15 protein-coding genes and 7 pseudogenes are annotated in these 20516 nt (G+C 58.5%); 11 read left to right on the top strand and 11 right to left on the bottom strand.

Annotated elements, in window-relative coordinates:
• Positions 1-119: 119 nt before the first annotated feature.
• The 3 genes and pseudogenes from AB4Y42_RS36305 to AB4Y42_RS36295 all read left to right on the top strand — a co-directional run.
• Positions 120-506 (top strand): annotated as a pseudogene (locus tag AB4Y42_RS36305) (IS110 family transposase); the annotation flags it as partial.
• A 302-nt stretch (positions 507-808) separates the two neighbouring features.
• Positions 809-1627: pseudogene (locus AB4Y42_RS36300) on the top strand (IS110 family transposase); the annotation flags it as partial.
• Positions 1628-2305: 678 nt separating this feature from the next.
• Positions 2306-3187, top strand: a complete 882-nt coding sequence (locus AB4Y42_RS36295) for a hypothetical protein (RefSeq protein WP_368696883.1) — start codon at positions 2306-2308, stop codon at positions 3185-3187.
• On the opposite strand, the pseudogene AB4Y42_RS36290 reads toward AB4Y42_RS36295, so the two are convergent.
• The 4 genes and pseudogenes from AB4Y42_RS36290 to AB4Y42_RS36275 all read right to left on the bottom strand — a co-directional run.
• Positions 3094-3306 (bottom strand): annotated as a pseudogene (locus AB4Y42_RS36290) (transposase); the annotation flags it as partial. The gene AB4Y42_RS36295 and the pseudogene AB4Y42_RS36290 sit on opposite strands and share 94 nt — an antisense overlap.
• A 420-nt stretch (positions 3307-3726) precedes the next feature.
• On the bottom strand, positions 3727-3948 hold the full coding sequence (locus AB4Y42_RS36285) for a hypothetical protein (protein WP_129964327.1): 222 nt from the start codon (positions 3946-3948) through the stop codon (positions 3727-3729).
• The gene (gene istB, locus AB4Y42_RS36280; protein WP_368692394.1) at positions 3945-4709 is read right to left on the bottom strand and encodes an IS21-like element helper ATPase IstB; all 765 of its coding nucleotides are present in this window, start codon (positions 4707-4709) and stop codon (positions 3945-3947) included. Before istB ends, AB4Y42_RS36285 begins: the two co-directional genes overlap by 4 nt.
• Positions 4696-5403, bottom strand: a complete 708-nt coding sequence (locus AB4Y42_RS36275; protein WP_368696882.1) for a hypothetical protein — start codon at positions 5401-5403, stop codon at positions 4696-4698. The genes istB and AB4Y42_RS36275 overlap by 14 nt, the downstream gene beginning before the upstream one ends.
• Here AB4Y42_RS36275 and AB4Y42_RS36270 point away from each other — a divergent pair.
• The 4 genes from AB4Y42_RS36270 to AB4Y42_RS36255 all read left to right on the top strand — a co-directional run bounded on the left by AB4Y42_RS36270 (position 5385) and on the right by AB4Y42_RS36255 (position 8505).
• The gene (locus tag AB4Y42_RS36270) at positions 5385-5858 is read left to right on the top strand and encodes a DUF5372 family protein (protein WP_368692381.1); all 474 of its coding nucleotides are present in this window, start codon (positions 5385-5387) and stop codon (positions 5856-5858) included. The genes AB4Y42_RS36275 and AB4Y42_RS36270 overlap by 19 nt on opposite strands.
• A gap of 112 nt (positions 5859-5970) precedes the next feature.
• Complete coding sequence (locus tag AB4Y42_RS36265) at positions 5971-6504, top strand: helix-turn-helix domain-containing protein (protein WP_368692380.1); 534 nt, start codon at positions 5971-5973, stop codon at positions 6502-6504.
• A 282-nt stretch (positions 6505-6786) separates the two neighbouring features.
• Positions 6787-7185: a hypothetical protein gene (locus AB4Y42_RS36260; RefSeq protein WP_368692379.1), complete on the top strand. Its 399-nt coding sequence runs from the start codon at positions 6787-6789 to the stop codon at positions 7183-7185.
• Positions 7186-8505, top strand: coding sequence for a recombinase zinc beta ribbon domain-containing protein (locus AB4Y42_RS36255; RefSeq protein WP_368692393.1), 1320 nt, complete (start codon positions 7186-7188; stop codon positions 8503-8505). It abuts the gene before it with no gap.
• A 33-nt stretch (positions 8506-8538) separates the two neighbouring features.
• Here AB4Y42_RS36255 and istA read toward each other — a convergent pair.
• Positions 8539-9228, bottom strand: a pseudogene (gene istA / locus AB4Y42_RS36250) (IS21 family transposase); the annotation flags it as partial.
• A gap of 1040 nt (positions 9229-10268) precedes the next feature.
• Positions 10269-11525 carry a hypothetical protein gene (locus tag AB4Y42_RS36245; protein ID WP_368692378.1) on the bottom strand — a complete coding sequence of 419 codons (1257 nt, stop codon included), beginning with the start codon at positions 11523-11525 and terminating at the stop codon, positions 10269-10271.
• An 82-nt stretch (positions 11526-11607) separates the two neighbouring features.
• Between AB4Y42_RS36245 and AB4Y42_RS36240 the strand changes: the two are divergent.
• Positions 11608-11943: pseudogene (locus tag AB4Y42_RS36240) on the top strand (IS6 family transposase); the annotation flags it as partial.
• Here AB4Y42_RS36240 and AB4Y42_RS36235 read toward each other — a convergent pair.
• The 3 genes and pseudogenes from AB4Y42_RS36235 to AB4Y42_RS36225 all read right to left on the bottom strand — a co-directional run.
• Positions 11885-12563, bottom strand: a pseudogene (locus AB4Y42_RS36235) (IS6 family transposase). The pseudogenes AB4Y42_RS36240 and AB4Y42_RS36235 overlap by 59 nt on opposite strands.
• Complete coding sequence (locus AB4Y42_RS36230; RefSeq protein WP_368696881.1) at positions 12482-13435, bottom strand: hypothetical protein; 954 nt, start codon at positions 13433-13435, stop codon at positions 12482-12484. The pseudogene AB4Y42_RS36235 and the gene AB4Y42_RS36230 overlap by 82 nt, the downstream one beginning before the upstream one ends.
• Before the next feature lie 1485 nt (positions 13436-14920).
• Positions 14921-15534: pseudogene (locus tag AB4Y42_RS36225) on the bottom strand (Tn3 family transposase); the annotation flags it as partial.
• A 160-nt stretch (positions 15535-15694) separates the two neighbouring features.
• On the opposite strand from AB4Y42_RS36225, the gene AB4Y42_RS36220 reads away from it, so the two are divergent.
• The 3 genes from AB4Y42_RS36220 (at position 15695) to AB4Y42_RS36210 (ending at position 18294) form a co-directional block, all read left to right on the top strand.
• The gene (locus AB4Y42_RS36220) at positions 15695-16369 is read left to right on the top strand and encodes a response regulator transcription factor (RefSeq protein WP_368692376.1); all 675 of its coding nucleotides are present in this window, start codon (positions 15695-15697) and stop codon (positions 16367-16369) included.
• Between the two features lie 296 nt (positions 16370-16665).
• Positions 16666-17010 (top strand): response regulator transcription factor, encoded by a 345-nt coding sequence (locus AB4Y42_RS36215; RefSeq protein ID WP_368692375.1) that lies wholly within the window; start codon positions 16666-16668, stop codon positions 17008-17010.
• 636 nt (positions 17011-17646) lie between these two features.
• Complete coding sequence (locus tag AB4Y42_RS36210; RefSeq protein WP_368692374.1) at positions 17647-18294, top strand: transcriptional regulator; 648 nt, start codon at positions 17647-17649, stop codon at positions 18292-18294.
• A 113-nt stretch (positions 18295-18407) separates the two neighbouring features.
• On the opposite strand, the gene AB4Y42_RS36205 is transcribed toward AB4Y42_RS36210, so the two are convergent.
• Positions 18408-19532 (bottom strand): aminotransferase, encoded by a 1125-nt coding sequence (locus AB4Y42_RS36205; protein WP_368692373.1) that lies wholly within the window; start codon positions 19530-19532, stop codon positions 18408-18410.
• A 91-nt stretch (positions 19533-19623) separates the two neighbouring features.
• A complete protein-coding gene (locus tag AB4Y42_RS36200) occupies positions 19624-20406 on the bottom strand; it encodes a transporter substrate-binding domain-containing protein (protein WP_368692372.1) in 783 nt (260 codons plus the stop codon).
• Positions 20407-20516 lie beyond the last annotated feature (110 nt).

Below are 20516 nucleotides of genomic sequence, written 5' to 3'. Positions count from 1 at the left end.
GCCCACAGTTCGTCATCAATGATCGGTGCGCCCATCCCCTTGGTTCCAGTTGTTCAGACGACCAAGGTTAACAGCTTGCCGAAAAGGTTAACAGCCCCCTTGGGGTCTTTTTGAAATGGTCTCTTAGCGAGATTCCCGGTGTCGGCCTGCTGACAGCGACTGCAGCCGTCGCGATGATGGGCGATCCGAAGGCGTTCAGTTCGGGCCGGGAGTTTGCCGCGTGGGCCGGTCTTGTACCAAAGCAGACAGGCTCAGGCGGCAAGGTGAATTTACACGGCATATCGAAGCGCGGCGACACGTACCTGCGCACGCTGTTGATTCATGGTGCGCGCGCTGTGTTGAGACATGCGAAGGAGCCCGGCCCGTGGGTTGGGCAATTGATCAGGCGGAGACCGAAGAACGTCGTGATCGTTGCGCTCGCGAACAAGATGGCGCGGACGATCTGGGCGGTAATCGCCCATGACCGACCATACCAGAAAGACTATGTAGGCGTGAAGCCGGCCTGAATAGCTCGCGTGAAGTAGAAGATAAACGTTCGATACGGCAAGGTGAACGTCAAAAGGTTGCGCAGCAATCGAGTGTGATGACTAGTCCGGTAGAACCTGGGACTCGCTAATCCTGTATACCGATACGAGCTTCGAGCTCGTTGCCTGAGTGAGGAGTGAGTCAGCGGATTTCATAGGGGCCCGCAGCGGCAGTACCGGCTGCATGAAGGCCGGATAGAGAGCTGCAACCCATCCTGTCAGTCTGAACACACGAATTGAAATGAACGCGTCCCACCCGTGAGTGGTGGAAAAAAGGGGAGAGGCACGAGGTCCGGCTGATGCCTGCGGAGTTCGTGAAAGCGTTCAATATCCGCAACAAGAATGACGCGGCCGATGCGCGGGCAATCTGGCTGGCAGTGCAGCAGCCCGGCAAGCCGGTTGCGGTCAAAACGGAAATGCAGCAGGCGATGCTGGCGCTGCACCGGATGCGCGAGCAGTTGGTGAAGTTTCGTACGATGCAGATCAATGCGCTGCGTGGCCTGCTGACGGGATACGGCGAGGTGATGAGCAAAGGACGGGCGGCGCTGGACAAGGCTATACCGGAAGTGCTCGCGAGGGTTGCCGAGTGTCTACCAGCGGTGCTTATCGACACGCTGCGCGAGCAGTGGTGCGGGCTGACAAAAACTGGAAGAGCAGATGGCGGGATCGAGCGGCGGATGCGCGAATGGGCGAAGGAAGACCGGGCTGTGAGAGCATCAGCCAGATTCCCGGCGTTGGGTTGCTGACACTGACAGCGACGGCAGCGGTCGCAATGATGGGCGATGCAAAGGCATTCCGGTCGGGCAGAGAGTTTGCTGCGTGGGCTGGCCTCGTGCCGAAACAGACGGGCTCGGGCGGCAAGGTGAACCTGCATGGCATGCAGGCGCGGCGACACCTATCTGCGCACGCTACTAATCCACGGCGCACGCAGCGTATTGGCGCGCGTGACGGAGCCCGGCGTATGGGTCGAGCAGATCAGGAAGCGCCGACCGCTGAATGTGGCAGTGGTCGCACTGGCCAACAAGATGGCGGGGACGATCTGGGCGATACTGGCCCATGAACGGCTTTACGAGAAAGGGTACGTGAGTGTCAAACTAGCGTGAGCGGGAAGTGCGGAGTACGAGATTAACGTTTAACGCAGGATGATCGTCGAAAGGTTGCGTTGGAATCGGGTGTGATGACAAACCAGGTAGGACCGGGACTTGCAAAACCTGCATATGCATAAGATCCTTGAGCTCGTGAAGTGAATGAGGTGCGAGTCAGCGGATTTCATAGTGGGCCGCAGCGGCAATGCCGACTGCAACAAGCCCGGATATAGAGCAGCAGCCAATCCTGTCAGTCACAACACGCGAAAAACTGGCGCAAACGGGACGCGTTCATAGATGCATATGATTCGCAAAGTGCAGGTGATAAACGAACGGCGATGACCAAGCGGCAGCCGCTCAGTTCTACTCGCTTGTGACATAACAAATCTTATCTATATGGGAACATGCTCGGCCTGCCGTCCTCATCGCGACGGAACCTAGGCACGAGCAGCCGAACTGCAGTTCAAAACCGTCATTCATCGTGGAACAGGCATGCCAATCTCCAGCGTATCTAGCTCAAGTAACATTTCCACCGATCTCACGGCAACGAGTACGGGTGAAGAATCGCCCACTAATCCTAATTCCGCATCCTCCTTGTGCGCGAGCGGTCAATTGGCAGGGCTAAAGACAAGAGTCCAGAATAATATTGGCGCTAATGCCCATCGCGACTTGAGTTCGAGCCAAGGGACGTCAGCGGTGGAAAACGTTCGCTCAGCAGTCCCTGACCAGAAAACACTTTTGGCTAAGTACGGCACGGTCGGACAAAAGAAGGCCCGCACTGCCGACGAAATGGATAGTGCCGACGCAGCTGCGGTGGAGGAAGCCATCGCACGCAGTCTGCAGGAGAAGGCTTTCTGGATACTGGCCAAACCTGAACTGCAAGCCATTCAAAGCAACACGACGCATACTTCGAATCGCACGAATAACGTCGTGGTCAATCAGGCTGACAAGAACGAAGAACCGTCTGAAATCTCCGACGATAACCGGGAGCAGCAGATGTTGGGATTCGCCGATCTCAACAACGCTTTTAGGGCATACCTGACCAAACATGACCTGCAGGTCATTTCCAACCCGGGAACGGGGAGCAACTGCGCGATCTATGCGTTGGTGCAACACCTCAGGCCGGATTTGAAGGACAGCAATCTCGACAACGAAGTTAACGAGTTGCGCCGCGAGTACGACGTGAAAAATCCGTCCGACAGCAACGACAGGATGCTGCATCTGGATACCGGCGTTGGTGGAGCGGCCAAGACCCTCACGAGGCTTGTCAATGAGCGCTACAACGTAAACATACAGGTTGGGGTAGTCGAAGCGGGCCTAGACGCGCAATACCCCGTGACGAGCAGGGAATTCATTTCGGCTTCTGGCGCGAGCGCCCCGTTCACACACCACGTAGTTATTTGGGACCAGCAGGGACACTACGAAGCCGTGACAGCCAAGCGTCCAAGCACGGAAGAGACGGGGCAAAATATTCGAACCGATGCGATCAATTTGATGAATCGCGTCGCAAGCAGATCGAGCGTTCGGGCAGCCTTCGGTACGCTGTCCTCTGCCTTGATGAAGTACCGTCTCAGATGAACCCAACAGCCACGGTGCACGAGTTGGTGGCGTCGGGCGATGTCGTTGGAGGGTTCGTAGCTGTCGGTCATCATGACCGCGCCCTCTCGGATCCCGGCAAACAGCTTGTCGGCGGCTTTGTTCAGAGGTGCGGCCAGACAAACTGCTCGAACTGCTCGAACTGCTCGACGCTCAATTTCGTGGGAATCGCCTGCCAGCATGGGTTTGTAGCCATTTTCAACCCCCAAACCCTTGACTTTAACCGATCTGCCCGCGACGAGCCCGCAACCCAGTCCTGATGCGGCTCGCAGACAAATTCGGGCGCCTCGAAAAACCCGCAACCACTTGATGGTCATCTTACTCGACCGCCCTTGACAACGTGACAACGCCCGAGGCACAGATCTCGCGCATCAAGCGCTGTATCGGCGAGCGCCTGCTGACGCAGGAGCTTGCGTTGTTGGCGGCGGCGTAAATCCGACACCAGACGGCGGCGCAAGGTTGAGTTAAACACTGGACCATGCGTCGCAGGCACTGTGGCCCGCAGGGCGAGTAAAGCAGGATCAGAACCCGCCCTCGACGTCGTCGATATCGGCATCGGTGGGCGGTGAACGCTGCACGCGGATCAGCTCGTGTAACTCAGCGCCGTAACGCATCCAGATGCGCGCGCGCAGATCGCTGAGCAGCTCGAACACGGCGAACGCCTGCTGGGGTGACCAGTCGGCGTCAATCAGGAAGTCCAGCCCGCGAGACAGGCCCGAAGGCAGGTGCGTGCGGCGGCTCACGGCTTCTTCTCCGGGCGCGCAGCGTTACGCCTCCTGGAGCGCTGCTCGGCCCGCTCGCGCGCTTCCTTGACGCGATACGACTCGCCCTCGATCGCGATGACCTCGGCGCGATGCACGAGGCGATCGACCAGTGACACGACGCAGGCTGCATTCGGGAACACCTCCGACCATGCTGCAAACGGTTTGTTCGTTGTAACCACTGTGCTCGCGGCGCCGTATCTGCGGCTCACCAGCTCGAACAGCAGGTCGGCATGGCGGTTCGAGTACGACAGGTAGCCCACCTCGTCAATCAGGAGCACTTCGGGCGAAGCGTAGCGATGCAGGCGCCGGCGCAGCGCCGAGTCACTGTCGAGTGCGGCCAGTTCGCCTAGCATCTGGCCAGCAGTGGTAAAGAGCGCCGTGTAGCCGTGTATGAGCGACTGGTACGCGAGGTTCAGTGCGAGTGTCGATTTACCCACGCCGTTCGGCCCGATCAGCACGACGTTGGACTTCTCCCTGACGAACTCGAGCGCCATCAGTTCCTCGAGCGCGCCGCGGTCAATCCGTTTGGGCCACGCCCAGTCGAAGTCTGCCAGCGGCTTGAAGTTGCCCAGGCGGGCGTCGCGGATTCGCCGCTCGAGCGAACGGCGCGCGCGTTCCTGCTCTTCCCACTGCAGCAACGGCTCGACCCATGACGCGTCGGCGATCTCGCTCCAGTGCGCCAGCAATCCATACATCCGCAACGCATTGGCACGCTCCTGCAACTGCTCAGTCCTGTTCATCATCGGCCTCCCGCGTGAGCTGGTCATAGATGTCGAGCCGGTGTGGCGTCACGCGCTTGTCCTTGTCGCGCACGTGTTCCGGGAACTTGATGGCGATGGGCGGAGGGGCTCCCCGGGCAGCCCGCCGGCGCTCCAGCGCCAGGCGCACCGGGTTCTGGTGCGGTGCGGCGCCGCTCGCGAGGGTTTCCTCGATCGCGGCCTGCAGTTCGGCGGCGCCATACCGGTCGAGCAATCGCAGCAGCTGCGCGGTAATGTTGCCCAGATTGCTGCCGCGTTCGGCCGCGCGCAGCATCAGTGTCCGGGAAGCCGGCGCGGCGTGCGCGAGATGGTCCAGGCCGCGGTGATGGCGAGCCTCACGTTTGTGCTCCACCAGCGCATCGATGTGCGTCGCGATCTCGATCTGCGCGCCGCGGTCGTAACTGCGAGCATGCTCGGCGACGATACCGGCGCCATCGAGGATGCGCACCTGATGCGGGTCGGCACGAACCGTGAGCGTGCGTCGCACATGCGTGTGCGGTATCGAGTAGTCGTTCAGGTCGAAGCGCACATAGGGCGTCTTGCCGGCTGTCACGGCAAGCTGCAGTTCGCACGGGTACGGGTTCTCCGGCAATGCGAGCAGGCTCGGCTTCTCGCGCTCGAAGGCTTCGCGCACAGTGATCGCCGGATCCTCCCGGCATGGACGATCGGCTGCCACGCCCGCGCACCATTGTGCGGCCTGGGCGTTCAGATCATCGAGATCGGCGTACTTGCGCGCGGCAAAGAAGCTCTCGCGTGCGAAACGAATTGCTCTTTCGACGCGACCTTTCCCATAGACCGTCAACCGCACGCGATCCGATCAGCGACACACAGCTTGTACGTGTCACTCACCCTTTCCATCCCCTGCGCGGACAAGAGTTTGTGCTGCTTGAGCGCCGCTGTGCCTGGGGCGAAGAGCGTGTGTACTTCCACGATGTTTCGGGCAGGCTGAGACGCCTCCCGGCTTCGTGGACAAGCGTCTCAGCGCCCGATCCATTCGAAGTCCTGTCCGAAGGACGATCCACATTCCGCGTAGAAGACCTGCTGCATCTGGTTGGGCTTATCGCCCGACACCGGGAGATCAGCGCGACAGCCGGCACCAAATCGGTAAAACGCAAGTCGTCAAGGAAATAACGCCGTATACGTAAACTAAAATATGCCCGTGGCAATCAGGCGCGCCGAAATGTGGAGGGTGCGCATCTTTGCGGCAAGATAAACGACTTAGTTCGTCGGACATGGATAGTGAATGTTCAATGGAAAGCCTTGTTTCTCCTTGACATTTGCGACTATGAGGCATAATTTATATTACATGCGACGAGCCCGAAAACCCGATCCAAAACTAGCCGCACTCCACGAGAGCGGGACCCTGAATCCGCATGCGCAGGATGTCCGTGATCCAGCGTTCGTTGCCAGCGACTTCTTTGATCCACGGGACTTGGTGCAGGTACGCTACGAGATGCTTCGCCGCGTGCGAACCGAGGGGCAACCCATCGCCGAGGTGGCGGCGCGGTTTGGCGTATCGCGGCCAACCTTCTACAAGGCGCAGGCCGAGTTCGATCGTGAGGGACTGGCAGGGCTGCTCCCAGACAAGCGGGGGCCGCGCGGTGCTCACAAGATCACTGCGGAAGTATTGGACTTCATCGAGCAGACGCGCGATGCCGAGGGTGGTCTGGGCACGAACGAACTGCTCGAACGCATCGCGGCGAAATTCGGTTTGACTGTGCACCGCCGTACCATAGAGCGCGCGTTACAGCGGCAGCCGAAAAAAAAACGCCAGTGAATCCCCGGCGACCGTAACGCCGGATCCCGGAGCGCTGGTCGAGAGTTACGAAGCCTTGCGCGTCGATGTGGTCGAGAAACGGGGAAGCTCCCCGTCGGGGCGCGGGCGCACGCTCCTGATGTTCAAGGGCATGGCGGCGTGGATCGCAGGCATGCGTGAGACCCCATGTACCGCAGTTGCGCGCGCCACAGTTCACGATACAGGCCCGGGCGCGGGTATCCGCCAGGACCTGATCAATATCCTGACATCAATGGTGCTTGCGAACGCACTGGAGGAGACGGCATGACTGTCCATACACCCGGAAAGATACAGGCCAGGCATCTCTCGAGAAACGCCTACCTTTACGTGCGCCAGTCGACCCTGCGGCAGGTGTTCGAAAACACTGAGAGCACCGAACGCCAGTATGCGCTGCGCGAGAACAAGGCGCAACGTGGAGAGCTTGAGATACGTTTGCCCATCGGCTTCGTCTACGATGGTGAGGGAAGTGTCAGTCTGGATCCCGATCAGCGGATTCAGGAAAGTATCCGCGAGTTCTTCCTCACGTTTCGTCGCACCGCTTCGGCCATGGCTACCGTCAAGGCCTTTCGTAGAGCGGGGCTGAAGTTTCCGCGCCGGATCTATCGGGGCCCACACAAAGGTGACGTCCAGTGGGACGAGCTCGATCACTCACGTGCACTATGAATCCTTCACCATCCCCGCTACACCGGAGCATTCTGCTTTGGACGCACACGTACGCGCAAACTTCCCGACGGCAAGCAGGTATGGCAAGCATTGCCTGTGGAGGAATGGACTGCCCTCATTCGGGACGCGCACGAAGGCTACATCACGTGGGAGCAGTTCGAAGAGCACGTGCGGATCCTGCACGACAATGCCCAGGCCCACGGCAGTGAGCGCGACCTCGGTGCCCCGCGCGAAGGCCCAGCGCTGCTGCAGGGGCTCGCGATATGTGGGCGTTGCGGTGACCGGATGACGATCCGTTACCATGTCCACGACACGCGCCGCGTGCCAGACTACGTGTGCCAGAGCCGCAGCATCAACGAAGCTATAGGGCGACCATGCCAGCAAATCAACGGTGCTGAACTCGACCAGGCAGTCGGCAGGCTTCTGGTGGAAACCGTTACACCCGTGACGCTTCAGGTCGCGCTCGCGGTACAGAAGGAACTGGAGAATCGATCCGGTGAGTTCGACAGGTTGCGTCGTCAGGAGATCGAGCGGGCAAACTATGAAGTCGAGCTGGCCCGTCGTCGTTACATGCGTGTCGATCCCGACAACCGTCTTGTAGCCGATTCGCTGGAAGCCGAGTGGAACCATGCACTGAGAACGCTTGCTGCTGCCCAGGAGCGCTATGAAAAACAATGCGAAACGGCGAGTGCCCAGCTCGACGAAAAGCAGCGTGAGAGCATCATGGCACTTGCACAGGACTTCCCGCGCCTGTGGAACGACCCCCAGACACCGGAGCGCGAGAAGAAGCGTATGGCCCGTCTGTTGATTGCCGACGTGACGCTGCTCAAGGACTCCGGAATCATTGCCCGGGTGCGCTTCAAGGGTGGCGCGACCCGTGAACTGCGTCTGTCGTTGCCCAAACCATCATGGCAGTTGAGACAGACCCCGGCAGCGGTCGTTGCCGAAATCGATCGTTTGCTGGAAGGACACACTGATCACGAAACCGCGGAATTACTCAATGCGAGTGGTATGCGCTCTGGCGAGGGTTTGCCGTTCAGGAGGCTGATGGTACGCCGGATCCGTATCGATTACGGGTTGAAGACGCAATACGAGCGCCTAAGGGCGCGGGGACTGTTGAGCGCCACGGAGATAGCGAAGTATCTCAAGGTATGCACGGCCACCATTGCCGACTGGCGACGGGCGGGGCTGCTCAAGGCATACCAATATAACGATAACGGCCAGTACCTCTATGAGCGCCCTGGCGTCGACGCTCCCAGGAGGTTCGCGCACAAGAACAGAACTCGCCGCAAGGCGGCTGCAGACGTAACTTCCCCCTGAAATGACAGATGAGGTGCATTATGCCGCGAACTCCTTTTCGTTTCCCCGGGCGATTGCTACCGGCCTGGGTTCGAACCGGTAATGGCTGGCAAACGCGAGCAGCGCCGGATTGAAGCGGATCGCATCGCCCTGACGCTCGAGCACGGCGCTGCGCAGATTGTCGTACTTCAGGACCCTCGGCACGCCGGACCAGGCTTCGAAGGCGCCCATGTGGCCGGCCAGGAAGCTGTCCATGCGGGCATCGAGGAAGAAGCGCAGCCAGATCTGGCGCGACCACGACAGCACCATCACGAAGGCCATCAGCGGCCGGCGCGCGCGACCGATCTGCAGGTGGCCGAATGAGGCCCAGTCGACTTCACCCACTTCTCCCGGCATGGTGCGCAACCGCAGATAGGCTTCCGGTGTTGGCCGTGGACGATGGATCGCGACCAGGTGACGGAAATGGTGAATGTTGCCCCGGTAACCACGCTCGGTCACCATCGCGTACAGACGGCTAGCCGTGAGTGAGGGAAACTTCTTGAGCGTCTCATAGATGAACGGCAGGTACGGATCAATCCGCGAGGGCCGCTGCAGACCGCCCACCCGCGGCAGGCCCGCCTGGGCCAGCACACGCTGCACGGTGCCGCGATGCACATGCAACTGGCGCGCGATGGTGCCGCAGCGCCATTTCTCGACGTGGTAATAACGCAGGATCTGCGCCTCAACTTCAGTCTTGATGGTCATGGGTCGGTTCCTTTTTGTTCGGTAGCAGTACGAACCGCATGGAAGACCCGACGGCGCAATGGCCCATGACGCACAAACTCACATGTGCAGTGACAGAAGCGGCAATGCCCGAGCGACGGCGTGGCTGCCACCGTGGCAGTCGTCTCAATGGCCGATGTCGTCGAAGTCGTCGAAGTCGCGCTCAGTAGAGCATCAGCGATGGGCTCGACGGAAGAGTGATGCGTCACTTTCTCGCGCCGCTGGCGATAGCGGCGCATCCTGGCGGCATGTGCCATACGACCGCGCCGGCTGCGCTGGTAACGGCGACCAGCCTCGCGCAGGCTGGCTCGTCGTGAAGCCTGGGCGCAGTCGCGATTGCAGTAAGTCTGGCCGTTATCACAACGGCGGCAGACGATGACCTGCGCCCGGCAACGGGCGCACACGAACAGGCGGCCCGTGGGCGGCTGCATTGGCGGCTCCTCCAGAACGCCAAAGATGAGGAGGAGTCGAACGAAGTCGACGGGCCGCGTGAGCAATGCGATACTGACGGCTCACTCGGCTCACTCGGCTCACTCGGCTCACTCGGCTCACTCGGCTCTCCGGCCGGCCGACAGGCCCGCCATATGGATACCCTGTGGAGGTGCAGCGCCGGACTGGACTTGGCGGTTGAGGCCGGCGCTGCGCCTGTTGTTCTTCTTTGGCAAACGCCTTTCTACCATGCGGACGGCCCGCCCCGATTCCGGGCACGTCTCCAGTCGCCCTACGGGCTCCCTACGCCGTGCCCGGAATCAACATCCCGTTCACTGTGCATTGAACATTTCCACGATGTCTGTCTTCATGCGCGTGTGGGCCGCACTATGACGCCGCCGCCTATTGTCGGTTTTCAACCGCCGTTCACATGCGTCGCAGGAAGGCGAAGGCGTAAGCATCGCCAACCTGCTGAACCGGTGGAACGCCTTCGGCAAACCGCTTTGCGTCAAAAATGCGTAGTCGCGTCCATAGCACGGGAACTTGTACCCATCCGGACAAAGCCTTTCCACACACCCTCAGGCCGATGATAGTCATCTGTATAAGAACAGATCGTCTCGCGAACGCATCCATAGTGGTTGGCTTGACGAGCCTTTCAGGCGGTGAAGATTCTCTGAGTCACTGGATAGAGTGACTCCCGGGAGATTCTGAAATTCCTCGATGCTTCTGTCCGGATCTCTGAATATCTTCCCATTGTACGTGGCCTGACGGTCCAAAATTATGTCGTCGATCCTTTTCCCCGACGACAATCCATCTATTAACTCGTCAAGAGTGAACGATTTCGCTTTCTCCAAGGGATGCAGTCCCTGATTAGCGCGGATGTGCAGGTGCAGCGTTGTCGTGCTGTCTGGATACGGGAAATGGAAATACAAATCAACGTCATCGAATTCGTTGATGCCATATTGTACCTTCAAATGATTATGGGCCTTCTGCTTTAGGCTCTCGAGAAGGGGAATGTGATTTGGATTAAGATCCAGGATGCTAGCCAAATATTCTCCATTCTTTTTCATTTCGCCTATGCTTCTAGTTTCTCTAGTGGAAAACCTCTTTTCCAAATTGTCTGCGTCTTGCTTGATACTAGCGTAGTTCGATTGTAGTTTTCTTACCAGAGGCTTGTCAGCAGCATCGTCGGACAATTCATCTAAAAGCTGGAGAGATTCGCTTTTAAGGCAGCCTAAACCTGGATGAATGAACCACCCGCACAGCATGACCGCTTCATTCTTCAATTTTTGAGCCCGTGGATTTTCAAGTGCTTTAAATTTTGGATCATGGCTTGTGTTGTGCACAATTAAAAACCTTTCGTCTTTAAAATAAGGATAAAGATGCGGTGCCGTTGCTATTTGCTTTAGATGAGGGCTGGCCGGGTTGAGGTCTAGCAAGTCGTAAAGGAAAGGTGGCACTCCGTGGACCATATCGTATTTTCTGCGAAGGCTTTCTAGTCCCATCGGAGTAAAAGAAAAGGAAGTCCCTCGTGGGCGTTGGAAAGGAGAAATATATTTCTGAGGGATGGAGTAAAAATGACCGTTTCGACCTTGCATATAAAGCGAATCTTTCTGCTCAACAAAGACTCGGTTTTCTCCGGTGTGCGGTGAGACGTCGGATTTGACTCTTATCCTAGCGTTAGGCCGAGGCCCTAACTCCGAAAATGGCTGCAACCCAGAAAGTCGGCAGTCTCCCGATGTCGATGGGTGAATTGCTGATTCTGAAGCGTTCTCCGGGCCGGTCGCGTCCCGGGTTGAGTACAAACCAGGATCAAGGCCGTCATGTCGATCAATGCACGATGGGTTCATTTGCATTCTCCACGGTTAAAGGTTGTATTGATAGAACTACCACTGCAATGCCAGTGTTCCAGCCGGAGACGCGAAGTTCCGGTTTCACCGGTTCAGCCTGAGCCTGCGCGATATCGAGGAGTTGTTGCTCGAGCGTGGTGTCGTCGTCACGTACGAAACAATCCGTTGCTGGTGCGACAAGTTCGGCGCTGGATTCGCCCAGCGTGCAAAGACGGCGCGGCGCAAGCGGGGCAACACATGGCATCTGGATGAGATGTTCGTGACGCTGCGCGGGGAGCCGTATCTGCTGTGGCGCGCAGTCGATGAGCATGGCACTGAAAGAACGAGAGGTCGGCCAAGTCCGATATGGTATGGATTCCTTATCCAGCCAGTGAATAGAATTGCTGCGCGGGAGTTTGATCAACGCCGCCGTCGTTCAATTGCCCCTTGACGATCATGTGCATGTATTTCGATGCCGCCCAGGAGAATGCGGGCGCAACGAAATTTCTTGAACCCGAGCATCGGGCGGGTCCGGCGCTTGATCGCGCGGTGGTCCTGCTCGACGATGTTATTCAGATACTTTTACTGGCGGACCTTGATCGGCAGATTCCGCCTGGCGTTGATCGCCTGCAAGGCAGCCAGATTCGATCCGCTCTTATCGAGCGTCACGGTCTCGGGTTCGCCATTCTGGTCGATTGCCTTTTCGAAATAGGCCCGGGCCGCAGCCTTGTCCCGTCGGGCTCGCAGCAGAAAATCAACGGTGTTGCCTGCCTTGTCGACAGCCCGGTAGAGATACCGCCACTTACCCCTGATTCGAATGTGGGTCTCGTCCATCCTCCAGCTCCTGCCGACCGTCCGTTTGCGCCGTCGAAACGCCTTCTCCAGGACCGGCAACAGTTTGAGTGCCCAACGATGAACCGTCGAATGATCGACCGCAATCCCGCGCTCGGCCATCATCTGTTCAAGATGGCGCAGGCTCAGCGGATAGGCCACGTACCATGCCGGTTCCGGCTGACCGTGAACTCTTGCGGATTGCCGTCGAAGCTGGGAATGGAAAATCGGTCCCCGGCATTCCAGCTCCGCGACGCGGCCTCCTGCATGCTGGACAGGGCCACAACCGGGCGGCCGGCGGCGGCCGGGTTCTCCGTCCTCTCCTGGGCCCGCGCGGATTGGTTTCCGTCAGCTTCTGTCCGGAACGGTTCACTGCGACGCTTCTGACGCTTTGCCAGCGCGGCTTTTGACACGGTTTCGCCCGTGGCCGGGTCGACCACCTTCTGACGCCAGTAGGCCGCGGATTTCGACACGGTTTCGCCCGTGGCCGGGTCGACCACCTTCTGACGCTTTGCCATCGCGCCTTTTGACACGGTTTCGCCCGTGGCCGGGTCGACCACCTTCTGACGCTGTGCCAGCGCGCCTTTTGACACGGTTTCGCCCGTGGCCGGGTCGACCACCTTCTGACGCTGTGCCAGCGCGCCTTTCGACACGGTTTCGCCCGTGGCCGGGTCGACCATCTTCTGACGCTGTGCCAGCGCGCCTTTTGACACGGTTTCGCCCGTGGCCGGGTCGACCACCTTCTGACGCTTTGCCAGCGCGGCTTTTGACACGGTTTCGCCCGTGGCCGGGTCGACCATCTTCTGACGCTGTGCCAGCGCGCCTTTTGACACGGTTTCGCCCGTGGCCGGGTCGACCGTCTTCTGACGCCAGTAGGCCGCGGATTTCGACACGGTTTCGCCCGTGGCCGGATCGACCACCTTCTGACGCTGTGCCAGCGCGCCTTTCGACACGGTTTCGCCCGTGGCCGGGTCGACCGTCTTCTGACGCCAGCAGGCCGCGGATTTCGACACGGTTTCGCCCGTGGCCGGATCGACCACCTTCTGACGCTGTGCCAGCGCGCCTTTTGACACGGTTTCGCCCGTGGCCGGGTCGACCACCTTCTGACGCCAGTACGCCGTGGATTTTGGAATTGACCGGGTCGTGCTGGAGCCAGAAGCCTGTAAGGAGGGGGGATAGGGGGCAGCCCACCCCTTACCCTGGCTGGCGGGAGCCGGCGTTATAGTCCGGTGCGTCGCCGAACCGGGGAACGATGAGGCTGGAGGGGGCGGATATTGTCCAGAGGCATGGGAATAGCTCGATGGATGGGTGAAATCGGTTGCCCTACTGTCAACAGACTCACCCGTGGGCAAAGGCGGCCCGGAAAAGTCCTGGGGATTGTGCTGGTGGATCGGGGCGCTCGTCAGTACCTGTGGCGGCAAGCTCATGGCTGATTGAAAGGCGGAAGCCATACTGGGATCTGGGCCTTTTCCGCGAGCGGCCAAAATACCGCGAACGACCGGCGTTATGTCTGCCACCGTATAGCCAGCGCTGTCTTTTCCGGCGGCTCTTCGCGCCTGATTTAAACCGTTGGCTATGTCGTGCGGCATGCGTGGTTCAGCAAAGAATGCACTGGATTGTGAGGCCAGCAAGGCCGTTGAGTCAGGCGAGACGTCCCTGGGCGCAAACGATGACGGCAGTGAAGCAGGCGGCATGGGCTGCATGGAGAATCCGGATGCACGGTTCAGGCGGTGTTGCTCGATATCCTCGATCTGGTAGGGCGTGGGATCGGCGAGCAGATACTCCCGTCTCCACGGGGGTACCATAGCACCCAGTTCCGCCAACGCGCCTTGGCCTTGCGGGGTGCGGCGCCAATTGACGGTTTCGGCTATTTCCTGAGCGGAATAGTTAGCATCGAGCAGGTGGTTTGCGATTCTGGCTGAATCAGGTGAAAGTGGCCGCATTCTTTTCCTCGATTCGTTTTCTGAGAAACTCCCTTTTTACCCGTTATTTGCCAGCCCCTGCCCCAGAAGGCGAATCATCGGAGCAAATCCCGAAGGTTCTGTCGCAGTAAGAGCGAGCGGTCGGGCCGCCATCGTTCAATTGCCCCTTGACGATCATGTGCTTCGGCCGCCCCGTTCGGGAACCCGGCTTCTTCTCCGCAGATTGTGCAAAAGTGGTGCCCATCAGCTTGGAAATGATGGGCATCACTTTGAAGTCGCCCTGAGCCACCGTCTATAACGGCCGGCACGAGCCGCTTACGCTCTTTCTCGGCATTCAGGAAGTGCAATGGATACTCGACCCGCAGAACGCAGAATATCCAGGCCTCGTTGCTGAGGTGCAGAAAGTGCTTCCACCACAACGCATTGCCGATGGTAAGCGGCTCGTGCCGGCCGTTATAGACGGTGGCTCAGGTGTGCCTTTGATTTTCGTGCAGGTTTCCGGTTAGCCGCACCTAAGCCGGGCGGGGCTCTCCCTTACGGCCCCTTATAAATTCCTTCTCGAATCAAGCATCTGCTGACTCCCCTTTGCGGGCTAGCGGGATGGTAGGAGCCCCGCATTGCAGCCGCCGCCTGCAATTTCGACTCAATGCTCGGGACTTCAGCTCAGGCCCGACGACTGGCGGTCGATACGTGCGGATCACTGTCGAGACTTGGAAGGATTCGGCGCGCGTACCGCGCCACCGGGAAATTGAACGTCCCGCGCAAATTGATTCCTTCCAGATGGGTCGGCGCGATTCGCCTCAACTGTTCAGATTCCAGTGGCTTGCCCATGGCTGCCTGAATATCTTCAAGAACGCGTTGCATGTGAGTGTTTTCCACGCCATCAAGATGTTCGAAAGAAGTGTCAGGGCGGAAGATACCGCCGAGAGCGATTCCTGACGTCGGGCCAGTTCAACGGGTAGCTTGCCGATATGGATCGCGCGTTGAACGTTGTGGATGGCTTCTCCGCGGTTCAAGGCATGTTGTAGCTCTGCCCTGAACGCGGTATTGGTGAAAAAGTCGATCAGAAAGATGCTTCTGAACAGGCGCCCGATGTGAACCCCGCCTTCATATACGGCTTGCCCGCGCGCAGCCGAGCCGAAGCGGGCAATGGCGTCGACTGCGGTACATTTGCCTGAACGGATTGATGCTGCGATCCTCACAAACTCGTCCCATACGTCCGCAATGAGATCGAGTTTGACATCCCGGTCAGTGATCGCAGTCAGTTGCGTCGGGACTTCATGGCCGTAAGCATAGGTAGCATTCATCTGCCGCCCTTTTCGCTCTGTCACATCAGAATACACCCGGCGACTCACATGAGGCCCAGTTCGGGTGTAACTGCATGCTTAAAAACGCGACGTTAAACTTGTTTACACAGCGCGATTTCCTGAGGGGCGTATGTCTGTTGTCAAACCTGTCATCGTTTCATGCGAGGCCTCCGCGAACTCCCCTGAATCGATTGTGTACGTCGTCGACGACGAAGACGCGATGCGTAGGAGTCTTCGCGGGTTGCTTGAATCTGTCGGGCTGTCAGTCGAGACATTTGCTTCGTCACAGGACTTTATGGCGTCCTCGAAGCACAATGCTCCGAGCTGTCTGATCCTCGATGTTAGATTGCGTGGCGAAAATAGTCTGGAGTTTCAGGACGCGATGGGCCGCCACGGCTTGCGAATGCCCGTTGTTTTTATCACTGGTCACGGTGATATTGAAATGTCAGTGAAGGCGATGAAAGCTGGTGCCATGGACTTCTTGACCAAGCCGTTCCGCGACCAGGACGTGCTTGACGCTGTATCGCACGCTCTGGCGAAGGATCGGGAGCGGCTGAGCGTCGAACGGTCCGTCGACTTGGTGCGTGCGGCATACGAAAGTCTCACGCCTCGCGAGCGGGAAGTTGCCGGTTTCGTTCTCGCCGGCTTCCTGAACAAGCAGATTGCTACAGAAATGAATGTCAGCGAAGTCACGGTGAAAATGCAGCGCGGACAGGTCATGAAAAAATTGTCTGTGCGTTCGGTTGCCGAGCTTGTCAGCAAGCTCGGATCGTTGGGCATTGTTTCGCGTGCAAAAAATGGCTAGTACCCTATGCGTAATCGCGCGAGCAGTTGCATCACGGGGGAGTATTTCCGCAGCTGGCTGCGAGCGCACGGGTCGATCTCTGGCTACCTGCAGACAGCGCTGTGGCGTTGCTCGGTCACCGGACATTGCGCTTACCAAAGGACTAGCATACCCCGTACCTTTGTACTCTTCCCGGACTGGTCTTTAAGGACTAGGCTACTCATCGTGTCGTTGCGTTTCGCCGATTCAGGGCAAGATGAAAGACTTACATTGTCTGGAATTCACGTGCATACCGAACCAAAAAAACTATTGCTGTCGTGGACGATGACGCGGCCGTCAGGATCGCGATCGCTGGTCTGGTGAATTCGATGGGCTGGGATGTGCGCCCGTTTGCCTCCGGTTTCGAATTCTTGCGGTCGAACATCATGAGTGACGTCGCATGCCTGATTACCGACGTGAGAATGCCGAATATAACTGGGGTGCAGCTGCACGACCGACTCGTAAGTCAGGGCTTCGTTGTACCCGTAATTTTTATCACGGCGTTTCCGACAGCCGATCTCACTGCGAAACTGAACAAGGATGGTGTCATCGCCATTTTTGAGAACCCTGTCGACGCAAACGTGTTGGCAGACTGCATCAATACGAATCTGGGCAAGCCGTAGTAGGCTGGATCGGCTCGTGCTCGCGGTCGCGGTGCGGTACTTACGCACGCCGTCGAAAGCCTTGTTGACTAAATCGGCGTCAAGTTGACGCAGAGCAGTATTGCAGCCATTGCAATTGTTGGTGCTCTTAGTTCTTACGTAAGCGGGCGGCCACCGTCGCAATTACCGGATCTGGTGTGCAAACATGTGACGTTCCCGCGTGCCGCTTATAGATAAGGATACCTTAGTGTGTCACGAACGCAGGCGAGCGCCTGCGGTGCTGTACTGAAGATGGGAGCAGGCCTCCCGAAGTCGGCTTTCAGGAGCAGGCTTCAAACCGCCCGGTGCTGCTGCGTCCAAAAGGCGTGGTGGTGAGCGACCGTGGAAAAGTCACCCGGTGAGGGTGGCAGGTACGTGTTGAGCAGATGAGCGAAAGCAAACCGTCCGACGACGCATCGTTACTTATATAAAGCGCTGTCAAAACTGGAGTCGTAAGTTTACTCCAGGATCAGTCGGGACGACACCTGATTACGGACCCGATGGCAGCCGGTGTAAAGGCGGCATGAACTCAATACAGGCTTCGGTATGGAACGCGGAGTCGCGCTGAGGTCGGCGAAGTAATATCATGTGTGTTTCGCCACAAGAGACCGACGATCGATGCCTTCCCGAAAACAGAAAAAAGCCACCGCCGATCAACTGCTGCTCAGTCGATACCGGAGTATTGCCGACGGCGTCGCTGCACTGTTTTTTCCCTATGCGGAAGTGGTCATCCATGACTTGACGAGCCAGTCAATCGCGTACATTGCCAACAACCTGTCAAAGCGCGCGGTTGGCGACGATTCTGCTCTGGAGGAAATCGAAGGAACCGCAGACGAAGAAGTGATGGGGCCGTATGAGAAGATGAACTGGGACGGCCGCCGGATGCGATGTGTGAGTATGCTGCTGCCCAGTGAGTCGTCGGACGCCGTCGGCGTTATGTGCATTAACTTCAATGTCGCGGCGTTCGACGACGTCAAAAAGGTACTCGACTTGTTCATCACGGGCGCCGGGCTGGTGCGACCGCCGGAGGAACTGTTCAAGGACGATTGGCAGGAGCGGATTAACTCCTTCCTGCATGGTTGGTTGCGCGAGCGGCAGCTCGCACTCAATTCGCTTTCGCGTGACCACAAGCGCGAGCTCGTGGAAGCCTTGTATGCCGAAGGGGCATTCAACGGAAAGAGTGCGGCGAACTATATCGCCAATGTCCTTGATATGGGGCGGGCGACTGTTTATAAGCACCTGAAGCAAATGCGCGAGGATGTGTGACGCACTTTGGGCAAGCGGCACCGCGGGTCGGACCCAAGCGTCACGACACCCCGCGGTGTGGGAGGTCGATTCGGGCGGCGGTCGGGCCTGCCCGAACGATCTGTTGAATCAAATCAGCTAACTTTGCGGCGCAGGAAGTCGGACACGCGCGCGAGACCTTCCTCCAGGACCGTCCGGTTGTTCGCATACCCGATGCGCACATAGCCTTCCATATCGAGTGCGCTACCCGGCGTAAACATGACACCCGTTGCGTCGAGCAAGTCCGTGCAGAACTGGCGCGACGGCATGTCGAACGCGTATTTGAGTAACGCTGTCGTGCCGGACTTCGGCTTGATCCACGAAATCATCGGCTCGCGTTCGACCCACGCTTCCAAAATGGCAAGATTGGTGCGCACGATATCGTGGTTGCGCTTCAGGATCGCGTCGCGATGTTCGAGCGCGAGCGTCGCGAAGTAGTCGTCAATCATGCCGACGCTGATCGTGTTGTAGTCGCGATGCACGGCGACTGCGTGAATCAGTTCGATCGGGCCGGCGATCCAGCCCAGACGCAGCCCGGCGAGCGAGTAAGTCTTCGACATGCTCGCCGTACTGATGCCGCGCTCGTACATGTCTGCAATCGACGCGGTGTAGCCGCTGCCAACCTGGTCGGTCCCGCGATAGACTTCGTCGCAGAGCACGTACGCGCCGCAGCGCCGCGCGATCTCGACGATCTTGCCGAGGAACGCTTCGTCCATCAGCGATCCGGTCGGATTATTCGGGTTGTTGATCGCGATGAGGCGCGTCTTGTCGTCGACGAGCGACTCAAGTTCGTTGAGATCCGGCAAGAACGCGTTTTCCTCTCGAAGCTTCAAGGTCTTCACGTTTGCGCCGTAGCTTGCCGGAATCGAATAGTGTTGCTGATAGGTCGGCAGAACCGAAATCACGGTATCGCCGGGTTCGACCAGCGTCTCATAGATGAGAGCGTTACCGCCGATTGCGCCGTGCGTCACGATTATGTTGGTAGCAGATTGTCGCGCGTACGTGGCGGCAATGGCTTCGCGCAGGCGTTGCGTGCCTTCGATCGCACCATAGGTCAGCTTCATCGGCCGCAATTCATCGAGCACGGATGTCTGGCGGCCGGTCATAGTGAGAAGTTCATCGACCGTCATAGATTCGACGCAGGTCTCTGCGAGGTTATACGTACACTGGTTCTCGTATTGATCCATCCAGCGCTCGACGGCGAATTCCTTGATCTTCATGACTGTTCCCTCTTGACTTTGGATTGAGCGGCCAGACCGAGGCCGCTGACTGAATAAAGCGACGCGTTCTGTGTAGACTTCGTTGCGGATGTTACTTGGCGATGATGTCCCGGTTGAAGTACTTGTTTGACAGGCTGCTCAGCGTCCCATCTGCTTTCAGTTTAGCCAGGGCGTTGGAAACACGGCTGCGCAGCGCTGCGTCCTGCTTTCTGAATGCCCAACCAACGCCGTTCCCGAGAGTCACAGGGTCTTCCAGTGGCGCGCCAACGATCGCATAGTCACGCCCCTCCGGCTTGTCCAGAAAGCCCTCACGTGCTGTCTGATATTCCTGAACCGAGCCGTCGAGACGGCCCGCCGCCAGGTCAGCGTAAACCTGATTCTGGTCCGAATACTCCGCGATCTCTACGCCGTGCGGTTTCCAGTTGCGCTGGGCAAAATCATCCTGAACTGCTCCTTGCAGAACGCCGATGCGCTTACCCTTCAGCGAGTCAGCCTGAGGAAGGAGCCCGGAGTTCTTTCGCGCGACGAGGACCATCGGGACGACATAGATCGCGGGCGTGAAGTCGACGATCTGCTCCCGTTTTGCCGTGATGTTCATGGCCGAGTTGACGAGATCGAACTTGCGTGCCTGCAGGGCTGGCAACAGACCGTCAAAGGCATTTTCTACCCAGATGCACTTGACCTGCATCTTTGCGCAAACCGCGTTGCCGACGTCGATATCAAAACCCTGTAGCTGACCGGCCGCCGTTTTGCTTTCAAATGGGGGGTAGGCGGCTTCGATGCCGATTCTGAGTGTTGCGTTACCTTCTGCAAACGCGAATCCTGCCGTCCCCAACGCCAGGGCGACGGCGCAAACAAGATGCTTCATATTCATACCAACTCCGGTGATGATCGAGTGCGGGGCCGTAACCTGATATTGGTCCGCGGACCTCGGCGGACTACCTCGCGTTACGAGAAGAGGTAGACGAATTGTCCATGAGAGAC

Origin of the sequence: Paraburkholderia sp. EG286B, from assembly GCF_040965655.1 — a bacterium.
In the GTDB taxonomy this organism is placed as follows: domain Bacteria; phylum Pseudomonadota; class Gammaproteobacteria; order Burkholderiales; family Burkholderiaceae; genus Paraburkholderia.
This window is presented reverse-complemented; position numbering and strand designations above follow the sequence as displayed.

Bases quoted from the DNA above. Each gene is read 5' to 3' on its own strand.
- istB (WP_368692394.1), bottom strand. From the start codon at position 4,709: ATGAACAGGACTGAGCAGTTGCAGGAGCGTGCCAATGCGTTGCGGATG.
- AB4Y42_RS36270 (WP_368692381.1), top strand. From the start codon at position 5,385: ATGGACGATCGGCTGCCACGCCCGCGCACCATTGTGCGGCCTGGGCGT.
- AB4Y42_RS36265 (WP_368692380.1), top strand. From the start codon at position 5,971: ATGTTCAATGGAAAGCCTTGTTTCTCCTTGACATTTGCGACTATGAGG.
- AB4Y42_RS36260 (WP_368692379.1), top strand. From the start codon at position 6,787: ATGACTGTCCATACACCCGGAAAGATACAGGCCAGGCATCTCTCGAGA.
- AB4Y42_RS36245 (WP_368692378.1), bottom strand. From the start codon at position 11,525: ATGAACCCATCGTGCATTGATCGACATGACGGCCTTGATCCTGGTTTG.
- AB4Y42_RS36220 (WP_368692376.1), top strand. From the start codon at position 15,695: ATGTCTGTTGTCAAACCTGTCATCGTTTCATGCGAGGCCTCCGCGAAC.
- AB4Y42_RS36210 (WP_368692374.1), top strand. From the start codon at position 17,647: ATGCCTTCCCGAAAACAGAAAAAAGCCACCGCCGATCAACTGCTGCTC.
- AB4Y42_RS36205 (WP_368692373.1), bottom strand. From the start codon at position 19,532: ATGAAGATCAAGGAATTCGCCGTCGAGCGCTGGATGGATCAATACGAG.
- AB4Y42_RS36200 (WP_368692372.1), bottom strand. From the start codon at position 20,406: ATGAATATGAAGCATCTTGTTTGCGCCGTCGCCCTGGCGTTGGGGACG.